This window comes from Pseudomonas sp. PD9R, from assembly GCF_019200975.1.
Lineage (GTDB): Bacteria > Pseudomonadota > Gammaproteobacteria > Pseudomonadales > Pseudomonadaceae > Aquipseudomonas.
Window position 1 is genome coordinate 130,551 of the sequence record NZ_JAHTMR010000006.1, and the last position, 19,770, is coordinate 150,320.

General features: G+C 59.8%; 19 protein-coding genes. 5 read left to right on the forward strand and 14 right to left on the reverse strand.

Annotated elements, in window-relative coordinates; genetic code table 11:
* Window position 1: 1 nt before the first annotated feature.
* Window positions 2-1,024, forward strand: coding sequence for a lipoyl synthase (lipA, locus tag KUF73_RS14385; RefSeq protein ID WP_007946663.1), 1,023 nt, complete (start codon window positions 2-4; stop codon window positions 1,022-1,024).
* 175 nt (window positions 1,025-1,199) lie between these two features.
* Window positions 1,200-2,150: an LD-carboxypeptidase gene (locus KUF73_RS14390; protein ID WP_218438659.1), complete on the forward strand. Its 951-nt coding sequence runs from the start codon at window positions 1,200-1,202 to the stop codon at window positions 2,148-2,150.
* Between the two features lie 93 nt (window positions 2,151-2,243).
* Here the strand turns inward: KUF73_RS14390 and KUF73_RS14395 are convergent, their stop codons facing one another.
* The 5 genes from KUF73_RS14395 to leuS form a co-directional block, all read right to left on the reverse strand.
* Entirely contained in the window at window positions 2,244-3,566 is a 1,323-nt protein-coding gene (locus KUF73_RS14395; protein WP_218438660.1) for a lytic murein transglycosylase, read from the reverse strand.
* Window positions 3,567-3,628: 62 nt separating this feature from the next.
* On the reverse strand, window positions 3,629-3,793 hold the full coding sequence (arfA, locus tag KUF73_RS14400) for an alternative ribosome rescue factor ArfA (protein WP_003176285.1): 165 nt from the start codon (window positions 3,791-3,793) through the stop codon (window positions 3,629-3,631).
* Window positions 3,794-3,960: 167 nt separating this feature from the next.
* Window positions 3,961-4,998, reverse strand: a complete 1,038-nt coding sequence (gene holA / locus KUF73_RS14405) for a DNA polymerase III subunit delta (protein WP_218438661.1) — start codon at window positions 4,996-4,998, stop codon at window positions 3,961-3,963.
* 39 nt (window positions 4,999-5,037) lie between these two features.
* Window positions 5,038-5,643 (reverse strand): LPS assembly lipoprotein LptE, encoded by a 606-nt coding sequence (gene lptE / locus KUF73_RS14410; protein WP_218438662.1) that lies wholly within the window; start codon window positions 5,641-5,643, stop codon window positions 5,038-5,040.
* Between the two features lie 88 nt (window positions 5,644-5,731).
* Window positions 5,732-8,338 carry a leucine--tRNA ligase gene (gene leuS / locus KUF73_RS14415; protein ID WP_218438663.1) on the reverse strand — a complete coding sequence of 869 codons (2,607 nt, stop codon included), beginning with the start codon at window positions 8,336-8,338 and terminating at the stop codon, window positions 5,732-5,734.
* Between the two features lie 280 nt (window positions 8,339-8,618).
* Here leuS and KUF73_RS14420 point away from each other — a divergent pair, with 280 nt between their 5' ends.
* Both KUF73_RS14420 and KUF73_RS14425 read left to right on the forward strand, forming a co-directional pair.
* Entirely contained in the window at window positions 8,619-8,939 is a 321-nt protein-coding gene (locus KUF73_RS14420) for a hypothetical protein (RefSeq protein WP_218438664.1), read from the forward strand.
* A 105-nt stretch (window positions 8,940-9,044) separates the two neighbouring features.
* Window positions 9,045-9,806, forward strand: a complete 762-nt coding sequence (locus KUF73_RS14425) for a YdcF family protein (RefSeq protein ID WP_218438665.1) — start codon at window positions 9,045-9,047, stop codon at window positions 9,804-9,806.
* Between the two features lie 113 nt (window positions 9,807-9,919).
* Here KUF73_RS14425 and lnt read toward each other — a convergent pair whose 3' ends face one another.
* The 5 genes from lnt to miaB form a co-directional block, all read right to left on the reverse strand.
* Window positions 9,920-11,443: an apolipoprotein N-acyltransferase gene (gene lnt / locus KUF73_RS14430; protein WP_218438666.1), complete on the reverse strand. Its 1,524-nt coding sequence runs from the start codon at window positions 11,441-11,443 to the stop codon at window positions 9,920-9,922.
* Window positions 11,444-11,457: 14 nt separating this feature from the next.
* Window positions 11,458-12,297 carry an HlyC/CorC family transporter gene (locus tag KUF73_RS14435; protein ID WP_007909641.1) on the reverse strand — a complete coding sequence of 280 codons (840 nt, stop codon included), beginning with the start codon at window positions 12,295-12,297 and terminating at the stop codon, window positions 11,458-11,460.
* Between the two features lie 5 nt (window positions 12,298-12,302).
* A complete protein-coding gene (ybeY, locus tag KUF73_RS14440; protein WP_218438671.1) occupies window positions 12,303-12,797 on the reverse strand; it encodes an rRNA maturation RNase YbeY in 495 nt (164 codons plus the stop codon).
* A complete protein-coding gene (locus tag KUF73_RS14445) occupies window positions 12,790-13,794 on the reverse strand; it encodes a PhoH family protein (protein ID WP_218438672.1) in 1,005 nt (334 codons plus the stop codon). The genes ybeY and KUF73_RS14445 overlap by 8 nt, the downstream gene beginning before the upstream one ends.
* A 196-nt stretch (window positions 13,795-13,990) precedes the next feature.
* Window positions 13,991-15,316 (reverse strand): tRNA (N6-isopentenyl adenosine(37)-C2)-methylthiotransferase MiaB, encoded by a 1,326-nt coding sequence (gene miaB / locus KUF73_RS14450; protein WP_218438676.1) that lies wholly within the window; start codon window positions 15,314-15,316, stop codon window positions 13,991-13,993.
* Between the two features lie 135 nt (window positions 15,317-15,451).
* Here miaB and KUF73_RS14455 point away from each other — a divergent pair, with 135 nt between their 5' ends.
* On the forward strand, window positions 15,452-15,781 hold the full coding sequence (locus KUF73_RS14455; RefSeq protein WP_003185742.1) for a DUF1820 family protein: 330 nt from the start codon (window positions 15,452-15,454) through the stop codon (window positions 15,779-15,781).
* 177 nt (window positions 15,782-15,958) lie between these two features.
* Here the strand turns inward: KUF73_RS14455 and KUF73_RS14460 are convergent, their stop codons facing one another.
* From KUF73_RS14460 to KUF73_RS14475, 4 genes are all read right to left on the reverse strand, one after another.
* Entirely contained in the window at window positions 15,959-16,513 is a 555-nt protein-coding gene (locus tag KUF73_RS14460) for a tetratricopeptide repeat protein (protein WP_128606001.1), read from the reverse strand.
* A 226-nt stretch (window positions 16,514-16,739) separates the two neighbouring features.
* Window positions 16,740-18,023, reverse strand: a complete 1,284-nt coding sequence (gene hemL, locus KUF73_RS14465) for a glutamate-1-semialdehyde 2,1-aminomutase (RefSeq protein WP_218438678.1) — start codon at window positions 18,021-18,023, stop codon at window positions 16,740-16,742.
* A gap of 27 nt (window positions 18,024-18,050) precedes the next feature.
* Entirely contained in the window at window positions 18,051-18,677 is a 627-nt protein-coding gene (gene thiE / locus KUF73_RS14470) for a thiamine phosphate synthase (RefSeq protein ID WP_218438679.1), read from the reverse strand.
* An 18-nt stretch (window positions 18,678-18,695) separates the two neighbouring features.
* The gene (locus KUF73_RS14475) at window positions 18,696-19,493 is read right to left on the reverse strand and encodes a hydroxymethylpyrimidine/phosphomethylpyrimidine kinase (protein WP_218438680.1); all 798 of its coding nucleotides are present in this window, start codon (window positions 19,491-19,493) and stop codon (window positions 18,696-18,698) included.
* Between the last annotated feature and the right edge of the window lie 277 nt (window positions 19,494-19,770).

Here is a 19,770-nt window from a genome sequence, read left to right on the forward strand (position 1 = left end):
TATGACTACTGATGCAGTGCAAACCATGATCCCGACGCTGGATGTCACCGAGCGTCCGGCCCCGCGTGCCAAGGTTGAAGCCGGCGTTAAGCTGCGCGGCGCCGAAAAGGTTGCACGCATCCCGGTAAAGATCATTCCGACCACTGAACTGCCGAAAAAGCCCGACTGGATTCGTGTACGAATTCCGGTCTCTCCGGAAGTCGACCGCATCAAGGCCCTGTTGCGCAAACACAAGCTGCACAGTGTCTGCGAAGAAGCCTCTTGCCCGAACCTGGGCGAGTGCTTCTCCGGTGGCACCGCGACCTTCATGATCATGGGTGACATCTGCACCCGTCGTTGCCCGTTCTGCGACGTTGGCCATGGTCGTCCGAAACCATTGGACGTCAACGAGCCGGAAAGCCTGGCCATTGCCATTGCCGACCTGAAACTCAAGTACGTTGTGATCACCTCGGTTGACCGCGACGACCTGCGTGACGGCGGTGCCCAGCACTTTGCCGACTGCATCCGTGAAATCCGCAAGCTGTCGCCGAACGTGCAGCTCGAAACCCTGGTTCCGGACTACCGTGGCCGCATGGACGTCGCCCTGGAAATCACCGCCGCCGAGCCGCCGGATGTGTTCAACCACAACCTGGAAACCGTGCCGCGCCTGTACAAGGCTGCTCGTCCGGGTTCGGACTACCAGTGGTCGCTGACCCTGCTGCAACGTTTCAAGCAGATGATGCCGCACATTCCGACCAAATCCGGCCTGATGCTCGGCCTGGGCGAGACCGACGAGGAAGTCATCGAAGTCATGAAGCGTATGCGCGAACACGACATCGATATGCTGACTCTGGGTCAGTACCTGCAACCATCCCGCAGCCACTTGCCGGTTCAGCGTTTCGTACACCCGGATACCTTCGCCTGGTTCGCCGAAGAAGGCTACAAGATGGGCTTCAAGAACGTCGCTTCCGGTCCATTGGTGCGCTCGTCGTACCACGCCGACGAGCAGGCGAAACTGGTCAAGGCCGAGTTGATGTCGTCCTGATTTGCAGCTAGAAATAAAAGACGCCCGCCAGGCTTTTCAGTCTGGCGGGCGTTTTTTTGCGTTGCCCACGGCAATCGCGGCTTTTTCCTGCAACTCGCGGGGCAACAAACCCTCTTCTGTTTGTCCCCGTTCCTGACTACTGTGTGTAGAAGATTTTACGCAGGGAGATTCATGGATGACTGTTCAACCAATCCATACACTTTGTCCGAATGCGCCGGTTCCGGCCTTGGCGTCGGAAGGCCTGATTGGCGTCATAGCGCCTGCCGGTCCCGCCACGCTGGACACCCATAAAGCCGTGCGGTGGATGCGCGCCCGAGGCTATGGGCTGAAGGTGTTTCCCGGCGTCTACGAGAAAGAGGGTTATCTGGCCGGCAGTGATGATGTACGCCTCGATGATTTACATGCAGCGTTCGCCGACAGTGAGGTCGACGCCATCATCTGTCTGCGCGGCGGCTACGGCACGCCGCGTTTGCTTGACCGTATCGATTTCGAGTTATTGCGAAACAACGCCAAGCCCTTCATCGGTTACAGCGACATCACTGCACTGCATCTGGCGATCAGTCGCTATGCGGGTTTCGTGACGTTCCACGGTCCGCTGCTCAACGCTGACCTGCTGGGCAGTCGTCAGCAACCCACAGAGTCTTCGTTCTTCAACATGCTGCGCGGACAGCTGAAGGCGGGCAGCGTGCTGGCGCACCCGGTGGCCTATCCATTGACCACAATCGAGCCTGGCATCGCTCATGGGCGTTTGCTGGGGGGCAATCTGTCGATCATCGCCGCAACCATGGGCACGCCTTATGAGATCGATGCAGAGGGCGTCATTCTGTTTATCGAGGATATCAACGAGCCGTTGTATCGCATCGACCGGTTACTGACCCATCTACGGCTGGCCGGGACACTGCACAAGCTGCGCGGGGTTCTGGTCGGGGATGTGGCGGGGGTTGATGCGCCTGCGCTGGAGCGTTTGCTCAAGCAGACATTCGGGCCGTTGCGGATCCCGGTATTGTCCGGGTGGCGTAGTGGGCATTGTGATCCGAACCTGACGTTGCCAATGGGGGCGCTGGTGCGACTGGATGCGGGGAACAAGGAGTTGGTGTTGGAACAGGATGTGGTGTTCAGGCAATAACGCGCTGCAAAAAAAAGATCGCAGCCTGCGGCAGCTCCTACAGGAATACGCAATCCTCTGTAAGGAGCTGCCGCAGGCTGCGATTTTTTGCTTTTAGCGGCTTCGCAACCCTTCCAGCAACTTGTGCGTAGGATAACCATCCGCCGGCCAGCCAAACGACTGCTGGGCGCTGCGGATCGCCTTGCGCGTATTGGCGCCGATAATGCCGTCGGCGGTGCCCGCGTCGTAGTTCTGCGCGCTCAGCAGGTTTTGCAGTTCGATCCGCTCGGTTCGGCCCAACGGCAAGTCATCTTTCGGCCAGGTTCCACTGATCAGGCCGGCGCCATTGAAGCGCTCGGACAACAGGCTCACCGCCAGCGCGTAGGACGACGAGTTGTTGTACTTGAGGATCGCGCGGAAGTTATCCAGCACCAGGAATGCCGGGCCACGATAACCGGCCGGCAGCAGCAACGCCGCCGACAACTGTTCGGACCCTGCCGGAACCTGGCCGGCATTGGGCAAGGTGACGCCCAATTGCCGCCATTCAGCGACGCTTTTGCGGATCGTGCCGTCGGCCAACACGTAGTTGAAACCGCTCGGCAATTGCACTTCGAAGCCCCACGGCTGACCTTTCTGCCAGCCGGAGCTTTGCAGGTAGTGCGCGGTCGAGGCCAGGGCGTCAGACGCGCTGCCCCAGATATCGCGGCGGCCGTCACCATCGAAGTCGACGGCGTGGGTGTTATAGGTGGTCGGGATGAACTGGGTCTGGCCCATGGCGCCGGCCCAGGAACCGAGCATCTTCTCGGGTTCGATATCACCTTGCTGCAGGATCTGCAGGGCAGCGATCAATTGCGCGTGGGCGAAGCCCGGGCGTCGGCCTTCGTAGGCCAGGGTTGCCAGCGAGTTGATTACCGACTTGCTGCCCTGGAACTGGCCAAAGTTGCTCTCCATGCCCCACACGGCGACCAGTGCCTGACGATCGACGCCGTAGCGTTGCTCGATACTTTGCAGGATGCCGTCATATTGGCTGACCAAGGCCTGGCCTTTGCGTACCCGCAGTGGCGACAGGGCACCGTCGAGGTATTCCCACACCGGGCGGGAGAATTCCGGTTGGCTACGATCGGCACGAATGACGCTGGGGTCGAAGCTGACGTTGGCGAACGCGCGGTCGAACAGATCGGCACGGATACCGGCGGCCAGCGCGTCCTTACGGAAACCCGCTTGCCATTCGGCGAACGTCTGGGTCGGCTGGATATCGAGGTTTTCGTCGCTTGGAACCACGGGTGGGATGACCGCAGGGGCGGTGGCGACGGGGAGGGACTGAAGCGGCTGGGCGTCGGCGGCGGTGGGTTTTTCCGCGCAGGCGACTAGCAAAATGAGGCTGGAAGCAGCAATCAATTGGCGCAGGTGCCAACGACGGGAAAGACAAAGGGGCATGCACGGGTCCAGGAAAAACGGATCAGGTGCAGACCTTAACATGTTGAGCGGATGCATGCCTTTCAGGCTGCCAGAAAGTAAGAAGCCTCCCAGCTATTAGACTGGAAGGCTTCGCGGCGGTAGCTGCCTTTGCCCTTGCCGGCTCGTTCCTGACGGCTACGGAACAGTGGCTGGGCGATGATGGATTTGGCCTTGTTGGGGCCATGTTTAGATGGCTTTTTGCTCATGATGGAATCTCGCAAGTGAGTGGTTTTTGCGGGGCAAATCATCGGCCGAAGTTGGGGTTGTGTCTATAGGGCAAATCAAGATCAAAAGATCGCAGCCTTCGGCAGCGCCTACATGATCCCGTGTACGCGCTGCCGAAGGCTGCGATCTTTTGATTTTTCTTTTGATCTTATTCGGCGGGCAACGACAATCTTTGCCCTGCCATCAACAACGACAACCGACTCAAACTCATCCACGGCGAACCGGCAGCCTGGCCTTTGATTTGCGCATCGATGCGCTGTGCTTCGAGCAACAACTGAGCCCAGCGCTGCGCCGAGTAGCGTTGCAGGGCTTTGCTCATCAGCGGTTTGCGCTTGTCCCAAACGGGCGGCTTGGCCTGGCTGAAGGCTTTGTCCAGCGGCGTGCCCTGGCTGTATTGCAGGGAAATGTTAGCCAGCAGGCGTAGCTCACGCGCCAGCGCCCAGAGAATCACCGGTGGTTCGACCCCTTCACCGCGCAGCCCTTCGAGCATGCGCAGGGCATGGGCTGCCTCGCCGTTGAGAATCGCGTCGGTCAATCCGAAGACATCGAAGCGCGCACTATCGGCTACCGCGGCTTGCACGGTTTCGACGGTGATCTGGCCGCTTTCGGCCATCAGCTTGAGCTTTTCGATTTCCTGGGCGGCGGCCAGCAAGTTGCCCTCAACCCGTGCAGCGATCAGCTCGACCGCGTCCTGGCTGGCGGACAGCCCGGCCTGGGACAAGCGCTGACGAATCCAGCTCGGCAGCTGGTTGGCATCCACCGGCCAGATCTGCACGAACTGGGTTTGCTGGCCTTCGACCAGCGCCTTGCCCCACTTGGTTTTCTGCGCGCTGCCATCAAGTTTCGGCAGGCTGATCAACAAGACGGTGTCTTCGGCCGGTCGCGAGCAGTACTCGATGAATGCAGCAGCGCCTTTGTCACCGGGTTTGCCGGAAGGCAGGCGCAATTCCAAGAGACGCTTTTCGGCAAACAGCGACATGCTGGCGCCCGCTTGCAGCAGCGTACCCCAGTCGAAACTGGCATCGGCGGCAAACACCTGACGTTCATCGAAACCCTGTTGGCGAGCGGCGGCACGGATGGCATCGGCGGCTTCCTGACACAGCAACGGATCGTCGCCACTGATGACGTAGACCGGCGCGAGGGCGCCTTGCAGGTGTTTAGCGAGTTGGGCGGGGGCAAGTTTCATAAGAGAGGGCAAACGGGGCGCCTGAGCGCCCCGAAAGTCTTACTGCCGCGGCAGTTCGATAGGCGACTGACGCGGAGTAGCCGCTTCAGCCTTTTGCGCCGCTTCAAGGGCCGCCGCTTCAGCCTTGGCTTTGGCCTGGGCTGTTTGCTGCAACTGGTCCAGTTGTGCAGGTGTCAGTTGTTGCAGGCGCAGCATCATGCGCTGAACCAGCTCGCGACGGGTTTCGGTCCGGGCAGTGACGGCTTCCTGATCGGAACCCACCAGGTTGTTGCCGTCGTGCATGAAGATCTTCTGGACTTCGAGCTTGTCGCTCAGCAGTGGCAGGTTGCCCTCGCTGAGGATGTCGTAGTTGAGGACGGTGGTCACCTGGTACTCGCCAGTGCGGCCAGCACCCGCGTAGCTGAGGATGCGCTGGCTTTCCTGTTCATCGGTCAGCACCAGTTTGTACGGTGCACCGGTGTAGACCTTGACGCCGCTGCCTTCCAGCACCTGACGCAGTTGCGTCACGGTTTCGCCGTAGGCGTTGCGTGCGCTCAGGTCGAGTTCCTTGATCGAAAGTTCTGTACCGCCGGTGCCGCGCAGCTGGAAACCGCAGGCGCTCAGCAGGACCGCGAGGCCCATCACCAGCAAATTGCGTTTGATCATTGTGTTGCTCCCCTTGAAACCATGTGGGCCGATGATGCGGCCCGAAAGGCTTTACGCGGCGCCAGGCATGACCTGACGCCTGATCCAGTTAGCTGGCGACGATGTTGACCAGTTTCCCGGGCACCACGATCACTTTACGAATGGTCAGACCGTCGACAAAACGCAGCACGTTCTCGTTGGCCCGTGCGGCGGCTTCGACTTCTTCACGGCTGGCGCTGGCCGGCATTTCGATATGGCCGCGCAGTTTGCCATTCACTTGAATGACGAGTTGCAGGCTGTCCTGTACCAGTGCGCTGTCATCCACCTGTGGCCAGCCGGCGTCAATCACAGGCTCGGCGTGGCCCAGTTGATTCCACAGTTCGTGGCTGATGTGCGGTGTGATTGGAGCCAGCAGCAGCGTCACAGCTTCGAGGCCTTCGTGAACCAGCGCACGATCCTGTCCGGTGCCCTGCGCGGCTTTTTCCAGCACGTTCATCAGCGTCATCACCTGAGCGATGGCCGTGTTGAATTTGTGGTTCTGGCCAACGTCGTGGCTGGCTTGCTTGATGGCCAGGTGGATCGAGCGACGAACGGCTTTCTGCTCGTCGTTCAGGCCGGCGATGTCCAGTTTGCCCGGCAGACCCTGAGTGACGTGGGCCTGAGCCAGGCGCCAGACGCGCTTGAGGAAACGGTGCGAACCTTCTACGCCGGAGTCGGACCATTCCGCGCTCATGTCGGGTGGCGAGGCAAACATCATGAACAGGCGGCAGGTGTCTGCGCCGAACTGGTCGATCATCGACTGAGGGTCGACGCCGTTGTTCTTCGACTTGGCCATCTTCTCGGTGCCGCCGATTTCCACCGGCAAGCCGTCTGCGATCAGCTTGGCACTAATGACCTTGGCCTTGCTGTCGCGCTCAAGTTCGACGTCCGCCGGGTTGAACCAGGTGTAAGCGCCGTTGGCTTCGCGACGATAGTAAGTCTCGGCGATTACCATGCCTTGGGTCAGCAGGTTCTTGAACGGCTCGTTGGAGCTGACAAGGCCTTCGTCACGCATCAGCTTGTGGAAGAAACGCGCGTACAACAGGTGAAGAATCGCGTGTTCGATACCGCCGATGTACTGATCCACCGGCAGCCAGTGGTCTGCCGCGGACTTTTCAACCAGGCCGCCTTCATAGTGCGGCGAGGCGTAGCGGGCGTAATACCACGAGGACTCGACGAAGGTGTCCATGGTGTCGGTTTCACGCTTGGCAGGCTGACCGCATTTCGGGCAGCTGCACTCGTAGAACTCTGGCATGCGTGCCAGCGGCGAACCGGCGCCATCGGGTACGACGTCTTCCGGCAACACCACAGGCAGTTGGTCTTCCGGCACCGGCACATCACCGCAAGTATTGCAGTGGATGATCGGGATCGGGCAGCCCCAGTAGCGCTGACGGCTGATGCCCCAGTCGCGCAGGCGGAACTGGGTGCGCGAGGCGCCAAGGTTTTTCTTGATCAGTGCGACTTCGATGGCGTCGAAAGCGCCTGCGAAGTCGAGGCCGTCGAACTCGCCGGAATTGATCAGCGAACCGTGCTCGCCGTAGGCGTCCTGCCACGGTGCAGGGTTTGTGTCGCCGGAACTAGTGCGCACCACGGATTTGACCGGCAGGTTGTACTTGTGGGCGAATTCGAAGTCGCGTTCGTCGTGAGCCGGAACGGCCATGACCGCGCCATCGCCGTAATGCATCAGCACGTAGTTGGCGACCCACACCGGCAGTTTTTCACCTGTCAGCGGGTGCTCGACGAACAGGCCGGTTGGCAGGCCTTTTTTCTCTTGGGTAGCGACGTCGGCTTCGGCAACGCTGCCGCCTTTGCATTCAGCGATGAACGCTTGCAGCTCAGGGTTGTTCTGGGCAGCCAACGCCGCCAGATGATGCTCGGCAGCCACGGCAACGTAGGTTGCGCCCATCAGGGTGTCCGGACGGGTGGTGAAGACTTTCAGCGCGCCGGTTTCGCCGATGGAATCGACGTTATAGGGGAACTGAACTTCCATGCCGCGGGATTTGCCGATCCAGTTGCGCTGCATGGTCTTGACCTGTTCAGGCCAGCCCGGCAGATCATCGAGACTCTCCAGCAGCTCATCCGCGTAAGCGGTGATCTTGAAGTAGTACATCGGAATTTCGCGCTTTTCGATCAGCGCGCCGGAACGCCAGCCGCGACCGTCGATCACTTGTTCGTTGGCCAGAACGGTCTGGTCGACCGGGTCCCAGTTCACGGTGCCGCTTTTTTTGTAGATCACACCTTTTTCGAACAGGCGAGTGAACAGCCATTGTTCCCAACGGTAGTAATCCGGCTTGCAGGTGGTCACTTCGCGCGACCAGTCTACCGCCAGGCCCAGGCTACGCAGCTGGGTTTTCATATATGCGATGTTTTCGTAGGTCCACTTGGCGGGCGCTACGTTGTTCTTCATCGCGGCGTTTTCCGCCGGCATGCCGAAAGCGTCCCAACCCATGGGTTGCAGGACGTTCTTGCCTTGCATGCGCTGATAGCGGGAGATCACGTCGCCGATGGTGTAGTTGCGCACGTGCCCCATGTGTAGCTTGCCGCTGGGGTAAGGGAACATCGACAGGCAGTAGAAGGTCTCCTTGCCTGGCTGTTCACTGACTTCAAAGGACTTTTGCTCGTCCCAGAACGACTGGGCGGCGGCTTCGATTTCACGGGGCTGATATTGTTCGTGCATGGCTACTTTTGAACTGAATAGGGGTGGCCTAATCCTCTTCAAAGCGACGCTGGACGATGGGTACGCCAATTCGGCGTTTCGCTGCCCAGAGTAGCTGGAAGTGGAGTTACAGGAAGCGCCGTAGCATACATGACCGCACTCTATCGAGGGAAACCCTGATTACTGTCGCGCGTCTCGCAAAAACCGCTGCGAGGGCCGTTGGTCGCGGCGTCCAGCCGGTTTGTTCATGGAAGCTAAGCTCTAACTGGGGAGTAGGTCTTATCTTCCAATGAGGTGAGGGATGGTTGATTCACAGCAAAAAGCTTCAAAGCCGGAGTTGTACGAAAGACTGATAGATCGTCTTGGAATGGCCCTGGAAGCGGCAAAAACCGCAGGCCGGTTGCGTGATGAGCGTCCACTGGAGCTGGAGTTGCGCGGCCTTAGCCCCGCAGAGTTTGCCCTGGTCAAGGCGTACCTGGATCGCAGTGAGCGTGAGACACACGGATGCTTGTCCGAGGCAGTGAAGCAACTCGACGCACCACGTTCAGCCAAGATCATCTGGCTCAAGGACAAAATACCTGGCAAAGACGCGGTAAAGGTCCGGTCTTTGCAATTCAAGTAAGGCACAGAGCCATGCTCCAGGGTTTTTTGAAGCATAGTCCTTCCGTATTTATTGTCGCGCTGCGTCAACCCACTTAGGCTTCGGGCATCTTCAAGGAGATGCTCGATGCCTTTTCGTTATTTTGTGAAACAACTTCTCTTGCCGCCGGGCATCTTGCTGCTGTTGCTGGCGTTTGCCTGGTGGTTTCGCCGCTCAAGGCCGAGGCTCGCCGGCGTGTGCTTTGCGCTGGGACTGGGCGGCTTCTGGCTGATGAGCCTGCCGATCGTGGTGCAATGGAGCGCCGAACTGCTTGAGCGTGAGCCCCCGCTGGCATTCGACGAATGGGCAACGCTGGCTCAGCACGCGGATGCGATTGTGGTGCTGGGTTCTGGGCGCGAGCGGGGCGACCCGGCGTGGGGTAGCGATCAGCCAACCGGCATTGGTCTGGGGCGCGAACGTTATGCCGCACGTCTGGCCAAGGCCTCGGGCTTGCCGGTGTTGACCAGTGGCGGGCTGCATTTCGGTACGCCGCCAAGCGAGGCCAAAATGATGGCCGACTCACTGCACGATGATTTCGGCGTGACCGTGCGCTGGCAGGAAGGGCGCAGCCGTACGACCTGGGAGAACGCGCAATTCAGCGCCGAAGTGTTGCTGCCTGAAGGCATCAAGCGCGTGGTAGTGGTCACTCAGGCTGCGCATATGCCTCGTGCAGTCTGGAGTTTCCGAAAGGCAGGCTTTGACGTAGTGCCCGCGCCAGTCGGATTTCTACGCGGGGACAATGCCCGGCCATTGGGCGGATGGATGCCGGAGTTCAAGTCCATCTGGCAGAGCGGACAGTTGTTGAATGAAGCGGTAGGGCAGATTGGGTATTGGCTTTTCTACCGTTGAAAGTCAAAAGATCGCAGCCTCGTTTCACTCGACAGCTCCTGCAGGAGATTGCGTACTCTGTAGGAGCTGTCGAGTGAAACGAGGCTGCGATCTTTTGCAGGCACCACAAAATTTCAGACTGTCTTGGCCATCCGGCTGGCAATCAACGCCCAGCCAAACAACAGCACACAAACAATGATCAACGGCCACGAACGCCATTGCAGGTAAGGCGTCAGGTTGTGCATCGGCACCACTTCGCCGTACAGGATGCCGCGTTCGAACTGCGGGATCTGGGTGGTGATCTGGCCAAACGGGTTGATCAAGCCGGTCACGCCGTTGTTGGTGGCGCGGATCATCCAGCGCCCGGCCTCCAGTGCCCGCATCTGCGCCATCTGCACGTGTTGCAGCGGGCCGATGGAGGTGCCGAACCAGGTGTCATTGCTGATGGTCAGCAGCAGGTCGCTTTGTGCGGCGAGGCCGGCGGCGAATTCCGGGTACACCACTTCATAGCAGATGAACGGTGCAATCTGGTAACCCTTGGCTTGCAACATCGGCTGATCGGCGGGGCCGCGGGCAAAATCCGACATCGGCAAGTCGAAGAAAGCGATCAGCCCGCGCAGTAAATCTTGCAGCGGAACGTACTCACCAAACGGCACCAGCTTCTGCTTGAGATAAGTGCCATCGCCTTCGCCGACCACGGTGATACCGTTGAAGAAGCGCTTCTCGTGACGGACTTCCTGGCGAATCGGCACGCCGGTAATCAGTGCAGTTTTACGTTCGGCGGCGAAGTTGCCCATCATGTTCAGGTAGCCCTCGGCGGACTCCTTGAGCACCGGGACTGCAGTTTCCGGCCAGACCAGCAGGTCGACGCGCTTGGAGCTGAAGCTCATGTCGCGGTACAGCGCCAGTTGCGCATTGAGCTGCGCCGGGTCCCACTTCATGCTTTGTTCGATATTGCCTTGAATTGCCGCGACACTCAGCGGTGCGCCCGACGGGCTGGTCCAGGCGTGATGCTTGAGCACCATGCCGGCCACCCAAGGACCGACCAGCAGCAGTGCGCCGATCGCGATAAAACCTTTACGCCCCGTGCGGACCAGGCGCATGCCGTTGTAGATCAGCGCGGCGGTCAGCGCCAGCGTAAAGGAAATCAGCCACATCCCGCCGACAGGGGCGAGCCCGGTCAATGGACCGTCGAGTTGGCTGTAACCGGAATAAAGCCACGGGAAACCGGTGAGGAACCAGCCGCGGAATGCTTCCTGACCGACCCACAACGCCGCGAACGCCAAGGCATCGGCCAGCGGCGCTTCGTTGCGTCGCAGCCAGCGTGCCCAGAGCCAGGCGGGCAGGGCGAAAAACCAGGCTATCGCGGCCGTGAATATCAGCATCAGGAAACCGGCCAGCAACACCGAGGCACCGCCGAAATGGTGAATGCTGTAGTAGATCCAACTGGTGCCGGCACCGAACAGACCGAAGCCGAAACACCAGCCACGGCCCAAGGCCTGACGGGGGCTCAGTTCACGCAAGCCGGCATAGAAAAGCCCGACCGCCAGCAATGCCAGCGGCCAGATATCGAACGGCGCCAGGGCCAGGGTGGTGATTGCACCGGCCGCCACGGCCAGCAGGTTACCGGGCCAGCCGGGGCGGGTCATACGATGCATTTCAATCCTTAGAATTACCGGGCGATAGGTGTCAGGCGCAGCAAGTGAATACGACGGCTGTCGGCATTGAGGATGCGGAAGCGATAGGCGCCGATTTCAGTGATTTCGTTGCGTTTTGGCAAGTGCCCGAACGCACTCATCACCAGGCCGCCGACGGTATCGAACTCGTCATCGGAAAACTCGCTGTCGAAGAACTCGTTGAAGTTCTCGATCGGCGTCAGGGCCTTGATCAGGAAGTCACCGCTGGGCAGCGGTTTGATGTAGCTGTCTTCTTCGACGTCATGTTCGTCTTCGATGTCGCCGACGATTTGCTCCAGCACGTCTTCAATGGTCACCAGGCCCGCCACGCCGCCGTATTCGTCGATCACGATGGCCATGTGGTTGTGGTTGGCGCGGAACTCGCGCAACAACACGTTCAGGCGCTTGGACTCCGGTACGAAAGTCGCCGGGCGCAGCAGATCCTTGATGTTGAAGCTGTCGCCGTTCTCCTTGAGGATCAACGGCAGCAAGTCCTTGGCCAGCAAGACGCCCATTACGTCATCGTGGCTTTCGCCGATGACCGGGTAACGCGAGTGAGCCGAGTCGACCACCGCAGGCAAGAACTCGCGGGGTGTCTGGGTCGCCTTGATGCTGATCATCTGCGAGCGCGGGACCATGATGTCCCGTACTTGCAGGTCAGCGACCTGGATGGCACCTTCGACGATGGCCAGCGCTTCGCTGTCCAGCAATTTGTTTTGGTGTGCGTCGCGCAGCAGCTCAAGCAGCTCCTGGCGGTTCTTCGGCTCGTGGGCAAAAGCCTGGGTGAGCTTACCCAGCCATGACTTCTGCCCGTTGCTCGATCGATCTTCGCTCATAGCGATTACTCTGAATCCTTTGTTGTAACAGTAGGGGATGTTTCGGTTTCGTCGTCCGCGTACGGATCGGGATAGCCCAATTCTGCAAGCAACGTTCGTTCCAGTGCTTCCATTTCTTCGGCTTCCTCGTCATCTATATGGTCGTAACCCAGTAGATGCAAGCAACCGTGAATCACCAGATGAGCCCAGTGGGCCTTGAGTTCTTTGCCTTGCTCGACGGCTTCGCGCTCGACCACGGCCACGCAGATCACCAGATCGCCCAGCAGCGGGATATCGAGAAATTCGTCCGGCACGTCGGCAGGGAATGACAAGACGTTAGTGGCGTAATCCTTTTGCCGCCAGGTGTGATTCAGCTCGCGGCCTTCGGCTTCGTCGACCAGGCGAATGGTCATCTCGGAGTCGGCGGTGCGCTGGCGCAGGGCCAGTTCGCACCATTGGCGGAACTCGGCTTCGCTGGGGGCAGGCGCTTGGGTAGCCAGTTGGAGATCAAGCTCAAGCATCGCGGCGGCTGTCCTTTGGCGCTTCATCGGTCGCGCGGTTCTCGAAGCGTTCATAGGCTTCAACAATGCGCTGCACCAGCGGATGACGCACAACGTCCTTGGCCAGGAAATGGGTGAAGCTGATACCTGGCACGTCCTTCAAGACTTCAATCACGTGATGCAACCCGGACTTGGTGCCTTTCGGCAGGTCGACCTGGGTAATGTCACCGGTGATGACGGCGGTAGAGCCGAAGCCGATTCGGGTCAGGAACATCTTCATTTGTTCGACCGTGGTGTTCTGGCTTTCGTCGAGGATGATGAAGCTGTTGTTCAGCGTGCGACCGCGCATGTAGGCCAGCGGCGCGACTTCGATGACCTGTCGTTCAATCAGCTTGGCAACGTATTCGAAGCCGAGCATTTCGTAGAGTGCGTCGTACAGCGGGCGCAGGTACGGGTCGATTTTTTGCGACAAATCGCCCGGAAGGAAACCGAGTTTTTCACCGGCCTCGACTGCTGGGCGTACCAGCAGGATGCGGCGAATCTGCTCGCGTTCCAGCGCATCCACCGCGCAGGCAACCGCGAGATAGGTCTTGCCAGTACCGGCCGGGCCGATGCCGAAGTTGATGTCGTTGCCGAGGATTTCCTTCACGTAGCGCACTTGATTCAAGCCACGAGGGCGAATCATGCCTTTCTTGGTGCGCAGGGCAACGGAGGCTTCGGCGGGGGAATGGTTGTCCAGTTCTTCGACGGCCGATTCCTGCAGGAACAGGTGAACCATGTCCGGCGACAGTTCCGTACCTTTGGTTTCCCGGTACAGACGGCGCAGGAGGTTTTCCGCAGAGGTGGTGTGTTTGGGCTCGCCGATCAGCTCGAACTGGTTTCCGCGGTTGCGGATTTCGATGGTCAGGCGCTGTTCGATCAAGCGCAGGTGCTCGTCGAATTGCCCGCACAGATTGGCGAAGCGTCGAGCTTCAAAAGGCTCGAGGATAAAACGATGTGGTTCGATGGGTGCGTTCAAGGTCGTATTTAGCCGCCCTGGGGCAATAGTGATGAAATCAAGGATAGCGCCAGTGGCCTGGGTGCGAAAGCTCTTATACAGACCAAAGTTTGTAGGAGCGAGGCTTGCCCGCGAAGAACGATAACGCGGTCTATCTATCAGACTGCGGCGTGACCTTCGCGGGCAAGCCTCGCTCCTACAGGTTTTGCGGCGCTTGTTAGATCAGCGAGCCCCGCAGCGAATGCGGCTGTGCGGCGTCGATGTGCACGTCGGCAAACTGGCCGATCAACGTCGGATTGTCGCAACGGAAATTGACGATACGGTTATTTTCGGTCCGGCCTTGCAGCTCGCCGGGGTCCTTTTTCGAATAATCGGTTACAAGAATCCGCTGGATCGAACCGACCATTTGTCGGCTGATCTCGAAACCCTGCTGGTTCAGGCGATGTTGCAGGGCGTTCAGGCGCTCTTTTTTCAGCTCTTCCGGTGTTTCATCGGCCAGATCGGCGGCCGGTGTGCCGGGGCGTTGGCTGTAGACGAACGAGTAGGAGAAGTCGAAACCGACGTCCTGGATCAGTTTCATGGTCTGTTCGAAGTCTTTCTCGGTTTCACCGGGGAAACCGACGATGAAGTCCGAACTGATGCAAATGCCCGGCACGGCGGCCCGCAGCTTGCGCAGTTTGGATTTGTATTCCAGCGCGGTGTGGTTGCGCTTCATCGCCGCAAGGATGCGGTCCGAGCCCGATTGCACCGGCAGGTGCAAGTGTTTCACCAGTTCCGGCACATCGGCATGAGCCTGGATCAGACTGTCGGAGAACTCCAGCGGGTGCGAGGTGGTGTAGCGGATGCGGTCGATGCCGTCGACGGCGGCGACCACGCGGATCAGTTCGGCCAGGTCTGCCAGGCGACCGTCGTGTGTCGTGCCGCGATAGCCGTTGACGTTCTGCCCCAGCAAGGTCACTTCGCGCACACCGTTTTCGGCCAGGTGAATGATCTCGGCAAGCACGTCGTCGAATGGGCGGCTGACTTCTTCGCCGCGGGTGTACGGCACCACGCAGAATGTGCAGTACTTGCTGCAACCTTCCATCACCGACACATAGGCACTCGGACCGTCGATGCGCGGCTCGGGCAAGTGGTCGAACTTTTCGATTTCCGGGAATGAGACGTCAACTTGCGGCAGCTTGGTGAGGCGCGCGGCGTCAATCATTTCCGGCAGGCGGTGCAAGGTCTGCGGGCCGAATACCACGTCGACGTACGGTGCGCGATCGCGAATCGCCGCGCCTTCCTGGCTGGCCACGCAACCGCCGACGGCGATCACCATGTCCGGGTTGGCCAGTTTCAGTTCGCGCCAGCGGCCGAGTTGCGAGTAGACGCGGTCCTGCGCACGTTCGCGGATCGAGCAGGTGTTGAGCAGGATTACGTCGGCGTCTTCAGCGCGAGCAGTGACTTCCAGGGCCTGATGTTCGCCCAGCAGATCGACCATGCGCGAGCTGTCGTACTCGTTCATCTGACAACCGTGGGTTTCGATGTAAAGCTTCTTGGCCATGGAAAGAGTCATCACGTGATTCAAAGAACCGCGCATTATAGGGAACATGTACCCAGGTTCCTACCGTTGCGCGTCCGGCGGCTATGCTATAGTTCGCGCCCTCATTTTTATCCCCCGATGTGTTGCTCGCCCACCATGACCAAACGTGAAGCTCCAATCTACAAGGTGATTTTCCTCAACCAGGGCCAGGTGTTCGAAATGTACGCCAAGCAGATCTATCAGAGTGATCTGTGGGGCTTTCTGGAAGTGGAAGAGTTCGTCTTTGGCGAGCGCACGCAAGTGGTCGTCGATCCGAGCGAAGAGAAGCTCAAGGCTCAGTTCGAAGGCGTGGTGCGCAGTTTTGTGCCGATGCATTCGATCGTGCGCATCGATGAAGTCGAGCGGCTCGGTACACCGAAAATCAGCGAAGCCCGCGGCGCGGTCGGCAATGTCATGCCATTTCCGATGCCGATGCCTGAGAAGTAAAAAGTAAATTTTTGAGGTGAGAGGCTTTCTGTGGCGAGGGAGCTTGTTCGCGCTGGGGCGCGAAGCGTCCCTAAACTCTACGCGCGCCGTATTTCTGACCTACCGCAATGGCTGACTTTACGACTGCTTCGCAGCCGAGCGGGAGCAAGCTCCCTCGCCACAGGTGGCCGTGTTGCTTCAGGGCAGTGGCGAAAACGGCGTACGCCCATCGGCGCTCTGCAATTCCATCAGGTATTTGCGGAAGATTTGCCCAAGCACCTGGGTGGCGACTTCCAGTTCCTGGCGGGGCATCTTTTCAGTGACTTCGTCAGCGGTATCCAGCGCATCTTCAGCGCCATTGACCGCCGCCATTTTCAGCAGGATATACGCCTGAATGTTATTGGCCGGCACGCCTTCGCCGTGGAAGAACATGGTGCCGAGTTTGAATTGCGCCTGTGCGTGGCCTTGCAGCGAGGCCTTTTCGAAGTAGCTCAGGGCTTGATTGAGGTCGCGCGGCGCGTTTTTGCCTTCGTAGTAGAACTCACCCAACTCGTATTGCGCTTGGGCATCCCCTTCATCAGACGCTTTCTGGCAGGCGGCGAGCGCCTGTGCCAGGTCTTGCGGCTGGGTATTGAGGGTGCAGCGACCCATCGCTGGGATTAACAACGAGTTACCGCCTGCTTGTGCGAGCGCGAGCAGCGGCTGAAGGAGCAACAGGCAGCCCAGTGAAAGGGCGCGGCCGGTGCGGTTCATGGGAATCGACTTACCTCTGGAGGGCGCGCGGACCCATCGAGGGGATCCAATAAGCGCGCATTATGAAATAAGCAGGGCCAACCTTACAAAGTCTTTACTCGTTTTTCTGCTGCGCGGGAAATATATCGCCCACTTTGCTGGGGATTATTGGCAGATGAGTAGGAAAAAGCGTGGGAATGTAGGTGAAAGCTGACGCCAGCAATGGCCAACGTCAGCGTCAACAGCGTTATTTCAGCGCAGCGAAAGCGCGCTCGGCGGCGTCCAGAGTCAGTTTCAGTTCGGCTTCGCCGTGGGCGATCGAGGTGAAGCCGGCTTCGAATGCACTCGGTGCGAGGTACACACCGCCTTCCAGCATCAAGTGGAAGAAGCGGCCGAACAGGCCTGCGTCGCTGGCCATCACGTCATCGAAGGTCACGATGTCGTCGGCGCCGCTGAAGTACAGGCCGAACATGCCGCCAGCCTGAGTAGTCACGAACGGAATGCCCGCCGCATCAGCGCACTGTTGCAAGCCGTCGAGCAGGCGAGTGGTGTAGTCGGTCAGTTCGGCGTGGAAGCCAGGACGGCTGATCAGGCGCAGGGTCGTCAGGCCGGCCGCCATCGCCAGCGGGTTACCCGACAATGTGCCAGCCTGGTACACCGGGCCCAGCGGAGCGATGCGCGACATGATTTCGCGTTTGCCGCCGAAGCAGCCGACCGGCATGCCGCCACCGATGATCTTGCCGAAAGTGGTCAGGTCCGGCGTTACTCCGTAGTGAGCCTGGGCGCCGCCGAGGGCAACGCGGAAACCAGTCATCACTTCGTCAAAAATCAGCACCACGCCGTGCTTGTCACACAAAGTGCGCAAGCCTTCGAGGAAACCGGGGGCTGGCGGCACGCAGTTCATATTGCCGGCCACCGGCTCGACGATGATGCAAGCCACGTCCTGGCCGACTTCGGCGAGCATGGTTTCAACGGCGTCGATGTCGTTGAACGGCAGGGTCAGGGTGTGTTTGGCGAAGGCCGCCGGTACGCCCGCCGAGCTCGGTACACCTTGGGTCAAGGCGCCGGAACCGGCCTTGACCAACAGGCTGTCGGAGTGACCGTGGTAGCAGCCTTCGAACTTGATGATGCTGTCGCGGCCAGTGAAACCACGGGCCAGGCGGATAGCGCTCATGGTCGCTTCGGTGCCGGAGCTGACCATGCGTACCATTTCCATCGACGGCACCAGCGAGCAAACCAGATCGGCCATCTGGGTTTCCATCTCGGTCGGCGCGCCGTAGGACAGGCCATGCTCAAGCTGCTTGCGCACTGCATCCAGCACGTCCGGATGGCTGTGGCCGAGAATCATCGGGCCCCAGGAACCGACGTAATCCACATAACGTTTGTCGTCTTCGTCAGTGACGTAGGCGCCTTCGGCGTGCTTGAAGAACAACGGCGTGCCGCCGACGCTCTTGAACGCGCGAACCGGCGAGTTCACGCCACCGGGAATGTGTTTCTGGGCATTGGCAAACAGGGTTTCGGAACGAGACATGTTCGGACTCTCAAATCAGATTTTAAGCTACTTAATAGAAAGCAGTTCATTGAAGGCGCGGGCGCGGCGTGTCACTTCAGCCGTGCTCTCGGCACCAAACAGGCCATGCACCACCGCTAGCAGATCGACGCCATGGGCCACCAGCGGGGCGGCGTTTTCCAGGGTGATGCCGCCGATGGCGCAGATCGGCAAGTGCAGTTGCTTGCGGGCCTGATCGAGCAGGTCGAGGCTACAGGTCGGCGCGCCGGGCTTGGTGTTGGAATTGAAGAAGCGGCCGAACGCGACATAACTGGCGCCTTCCTTGGCGGCCTGTTCGGCGAGTTCGAGTTGCGCGTGGCAAGTCGAACCGATGATCGCCTGACGACCGAGCAGCGAGCGGGCCGGGGTCAGCGGGCCATCGGTCTGCCCCAGGTGCACGCCGACGTTCAGGCGCGCGGCCAGTTCGGCGTCATCATTGATGATCAGCTGGGTTTTGTAGCGTTCGCACAGATCTCGCAGAGCCTCGGCTTCACGCAATCGACGGGCCTCGTCGCTGCTCTTGTCGCGGTATTGCAGCAGGGTGACGCCGCCTTCCAGCGCCGCCTCCACGTACGAAAGAAATTTGCCAGCCAGCAGTTGGCTGTCGGTGATGGCGTACAGGCCACGTAGTTTCATCAGACAGCCCCCATGACGTTACGAACAGAAATCCAGCGGCAGGCGACGCGGCACGAATTGGCCTTTGCCCAACTGCTCGGCATCGCGCAGGGTGCGCCACGTGTAGTTAAGTGCAGTCTGTACGGCGCTGGCGAGGTTTTCACCCTGGGCCAGACGGCCGGCGAGGGCGCTGGCCAAGGTGCAGCCGGAACCGTGATAACTGCCGGGCAAGCGCTGGCAGGTGAAGGTTTCGCGGTGGCCGTCGCGGCTGTAGAGGCGATTGTGGATTTCGGTTTCATCGCCATGGCCGCCGGTAATCAGCAGGTGTTTGACGAATGGCAGGAGTTTTTCAGCGCACTCGTCCGCGGTGCCGTCTGGCAGTTCGGCGAGGATGCGGGCTTCGGGAAGGTTGGGGGTGGCGATGATCGACAGGGGCAGCAGGCGTTCGCGCATGGCGTAGCCGACTTCGTCCTTGCCCAGGCGTCCGCCGCCGCCGGCGCGCAGTACCGGGTCGCAGACCACTGGCAAATGCGGGTGCGCCGAAAGCAGTTCGACGACAGTGTCGACCATTTCCAGGGAGCCGAGCATGCCCAGTTTGACCGCTGCGACTTCGGAGTCGTTGAGCACGGCATTGGCCTGGGCCAGCACCCACTCACGGTCGAGGACGCGGAAGTCAGTGACATTGACGGTGTCTTGCACGGTCAGGGCGGTGACGGCCGGAGCCGCATGGCAACCCTGAGCGAGCAGGGCTTCGATATCTGCCTGCAAGCCGGCGCCACCACTTGGGTCGTGGCCGGAGAGACAGAGGACAACGGGGCGAGAGCTGTAGATATTCATGGTGCGCGAGCTTACCACCAAACATCTTTTTTCGGGTGCGCATGCACACCCGTTGCAGCGGTTGAAAATGATCAAAAGATCGCAGCCTTCGGCAGCTCCTACATACTGCAATCCCGCAGGAGCTGCCGAAGGCTGCGGTCTTTTGAATCTTTCTGACCGAGTCAACAGCTCTATCTCAATAATCTTCGCTGGAACGCCCGTGCTAGAGCCTTTGTAGGAAAAATTTCTGTAGTGCTCAATGGCCATCAACGGCTATGCTAGAGTGGATCCAAACCAA

What these genes read in the sequence shown, in the direction of transcription:
- lipA (WP_007946663.1), top strand. Translation starts at nt 2, where the DNA reads ATGACTACTGATGCAGTGCAAACCATGATCCCGACGCTGGATGTCACC.
- KUF73_RS14390 (WP_218438659.1), top strand. Translation starts at nt 1,200, where the DNA reads ATGACTGTTCAACCAATCCATACACTTTGTCCGAATGCGCCGGTTCCG.
- KUF73_RS14395 (WP_218438660.1), bottom strand. Translation starts at nt 3,566, where the DNA reads ATGCCCCTTTGTCTTTCCCGTCGTTGGCACCTGCGCCAATTGATTGCT.
- arfA (WP_003176285.1), bottom strand. Translation starts at nt 3,793, where the DNA reads ATGAGCAAAAAGCCATCTAAACATGGCCCCAACAAGGCCAAATCCATC.
- holA (WP_218438661.1), bottom strand. Translation starts at nt 4,998, where the DNA reads ATGAAACTTGCCCCCGCCCAACTCGCTAAACACCTGCAAGGCGCCCTC.
- lptE (WP_218438662.1), bottom strand. Translation starts at nt 5,643, where the DNA reads ATGATCAAACGCAATTTGCTGGTGATGGGCCTCGCGGTCCTGCTGAGC.
- leuS (WP_218438663.1), bottom strand. Translation starts at nt 8,338, where the DNA reads ATGCACGAACAATATCAGCCCCGTGAAATCGAAGCCGCCGCCCAGTCG.
- KUF73_RS14420 (WP_218438664.1), top strand. Translation starts at nt 8,619, where the DNA reads ATGGTTGATTCACAGCAAAAAGCTTCAAAGCCGGAGTTGTACGAAAGA.
- KUF73_RS14425 (WP_218438665.1), top strand. Translation starts at nt 9,045, where the DNA reads ATGCCTTTTCGTTATTTTGTGAAACAACTTCTCTTGCCGCCGGGCATC.
- lnt (WP_218438666.1), bottom strand. Translation starts at nt 11,443, where the DNA reads ATGCATCGTATGACCCGCCCCGGCTGGCCCGGTAACCTGCTGGCCGTG.
- KUF73_RS14435 (WP_007909641.1), bottom strand. Translation starts at nt 12,297, where the DNA reads ATGAGCGAAGATCGATCGAGCAACGGGCAGAAGTCATGGCTGGGTAAG.
- ybeY (WP_218438671.1), bottom strand. Translation starts at nt 12,797, where the DNA reads ATGCTTGAGCTTGATCTCCAACTGGCTACCCAAGCGCCTGCCCCCAGC.
- miaB (WP_218438676.1), bottom strand. Translation starts at nt 15,316, where the DNA reads ATGGCCAAGAAGCTTTACATCGAAACCCACGGTTGTCAGATGAACGAG.
- KUF73_RS14455 (WP_003185742.1), top strand. Translation starts at nt 15,452, where the DNA reads ATGACCAAACGTGAAGCTCCAATCTACAAGGTGATTTTCCTCAACCAG.
- KUF73_RS14460 (WP_128606001.1), bottom strand. Translation starts at nt 16,513, where the DNA reads ATGAACCGCACCGGCCGCGCCCTTTCACTGGGCTGCCTGTTGCTCCTT.
- hemL (WP_218438678.1), bottom strand. Translation starts at nt 18,023, where the DNA reads ATGTCTCGTTCCGAAACCCTGTTTGCCAATGCCCAGAAACACATTCCC.
- thiE (WP_218438679.1), bottom strand. Translation starts at nt 18,677, where the DNA reads ATGAAACTACGTGGCCTGTACGCCATCACCGACAGCCAACTGCTGGCT.
- KUF73_RS14475 (WP_218438680.1), bottom strand. Translation starts at nt 19,493, where the DNA reads ATGAATATCTACAGCTCTCGCCCCGTTGTCCTCTGTCTCTCCGGCCAC.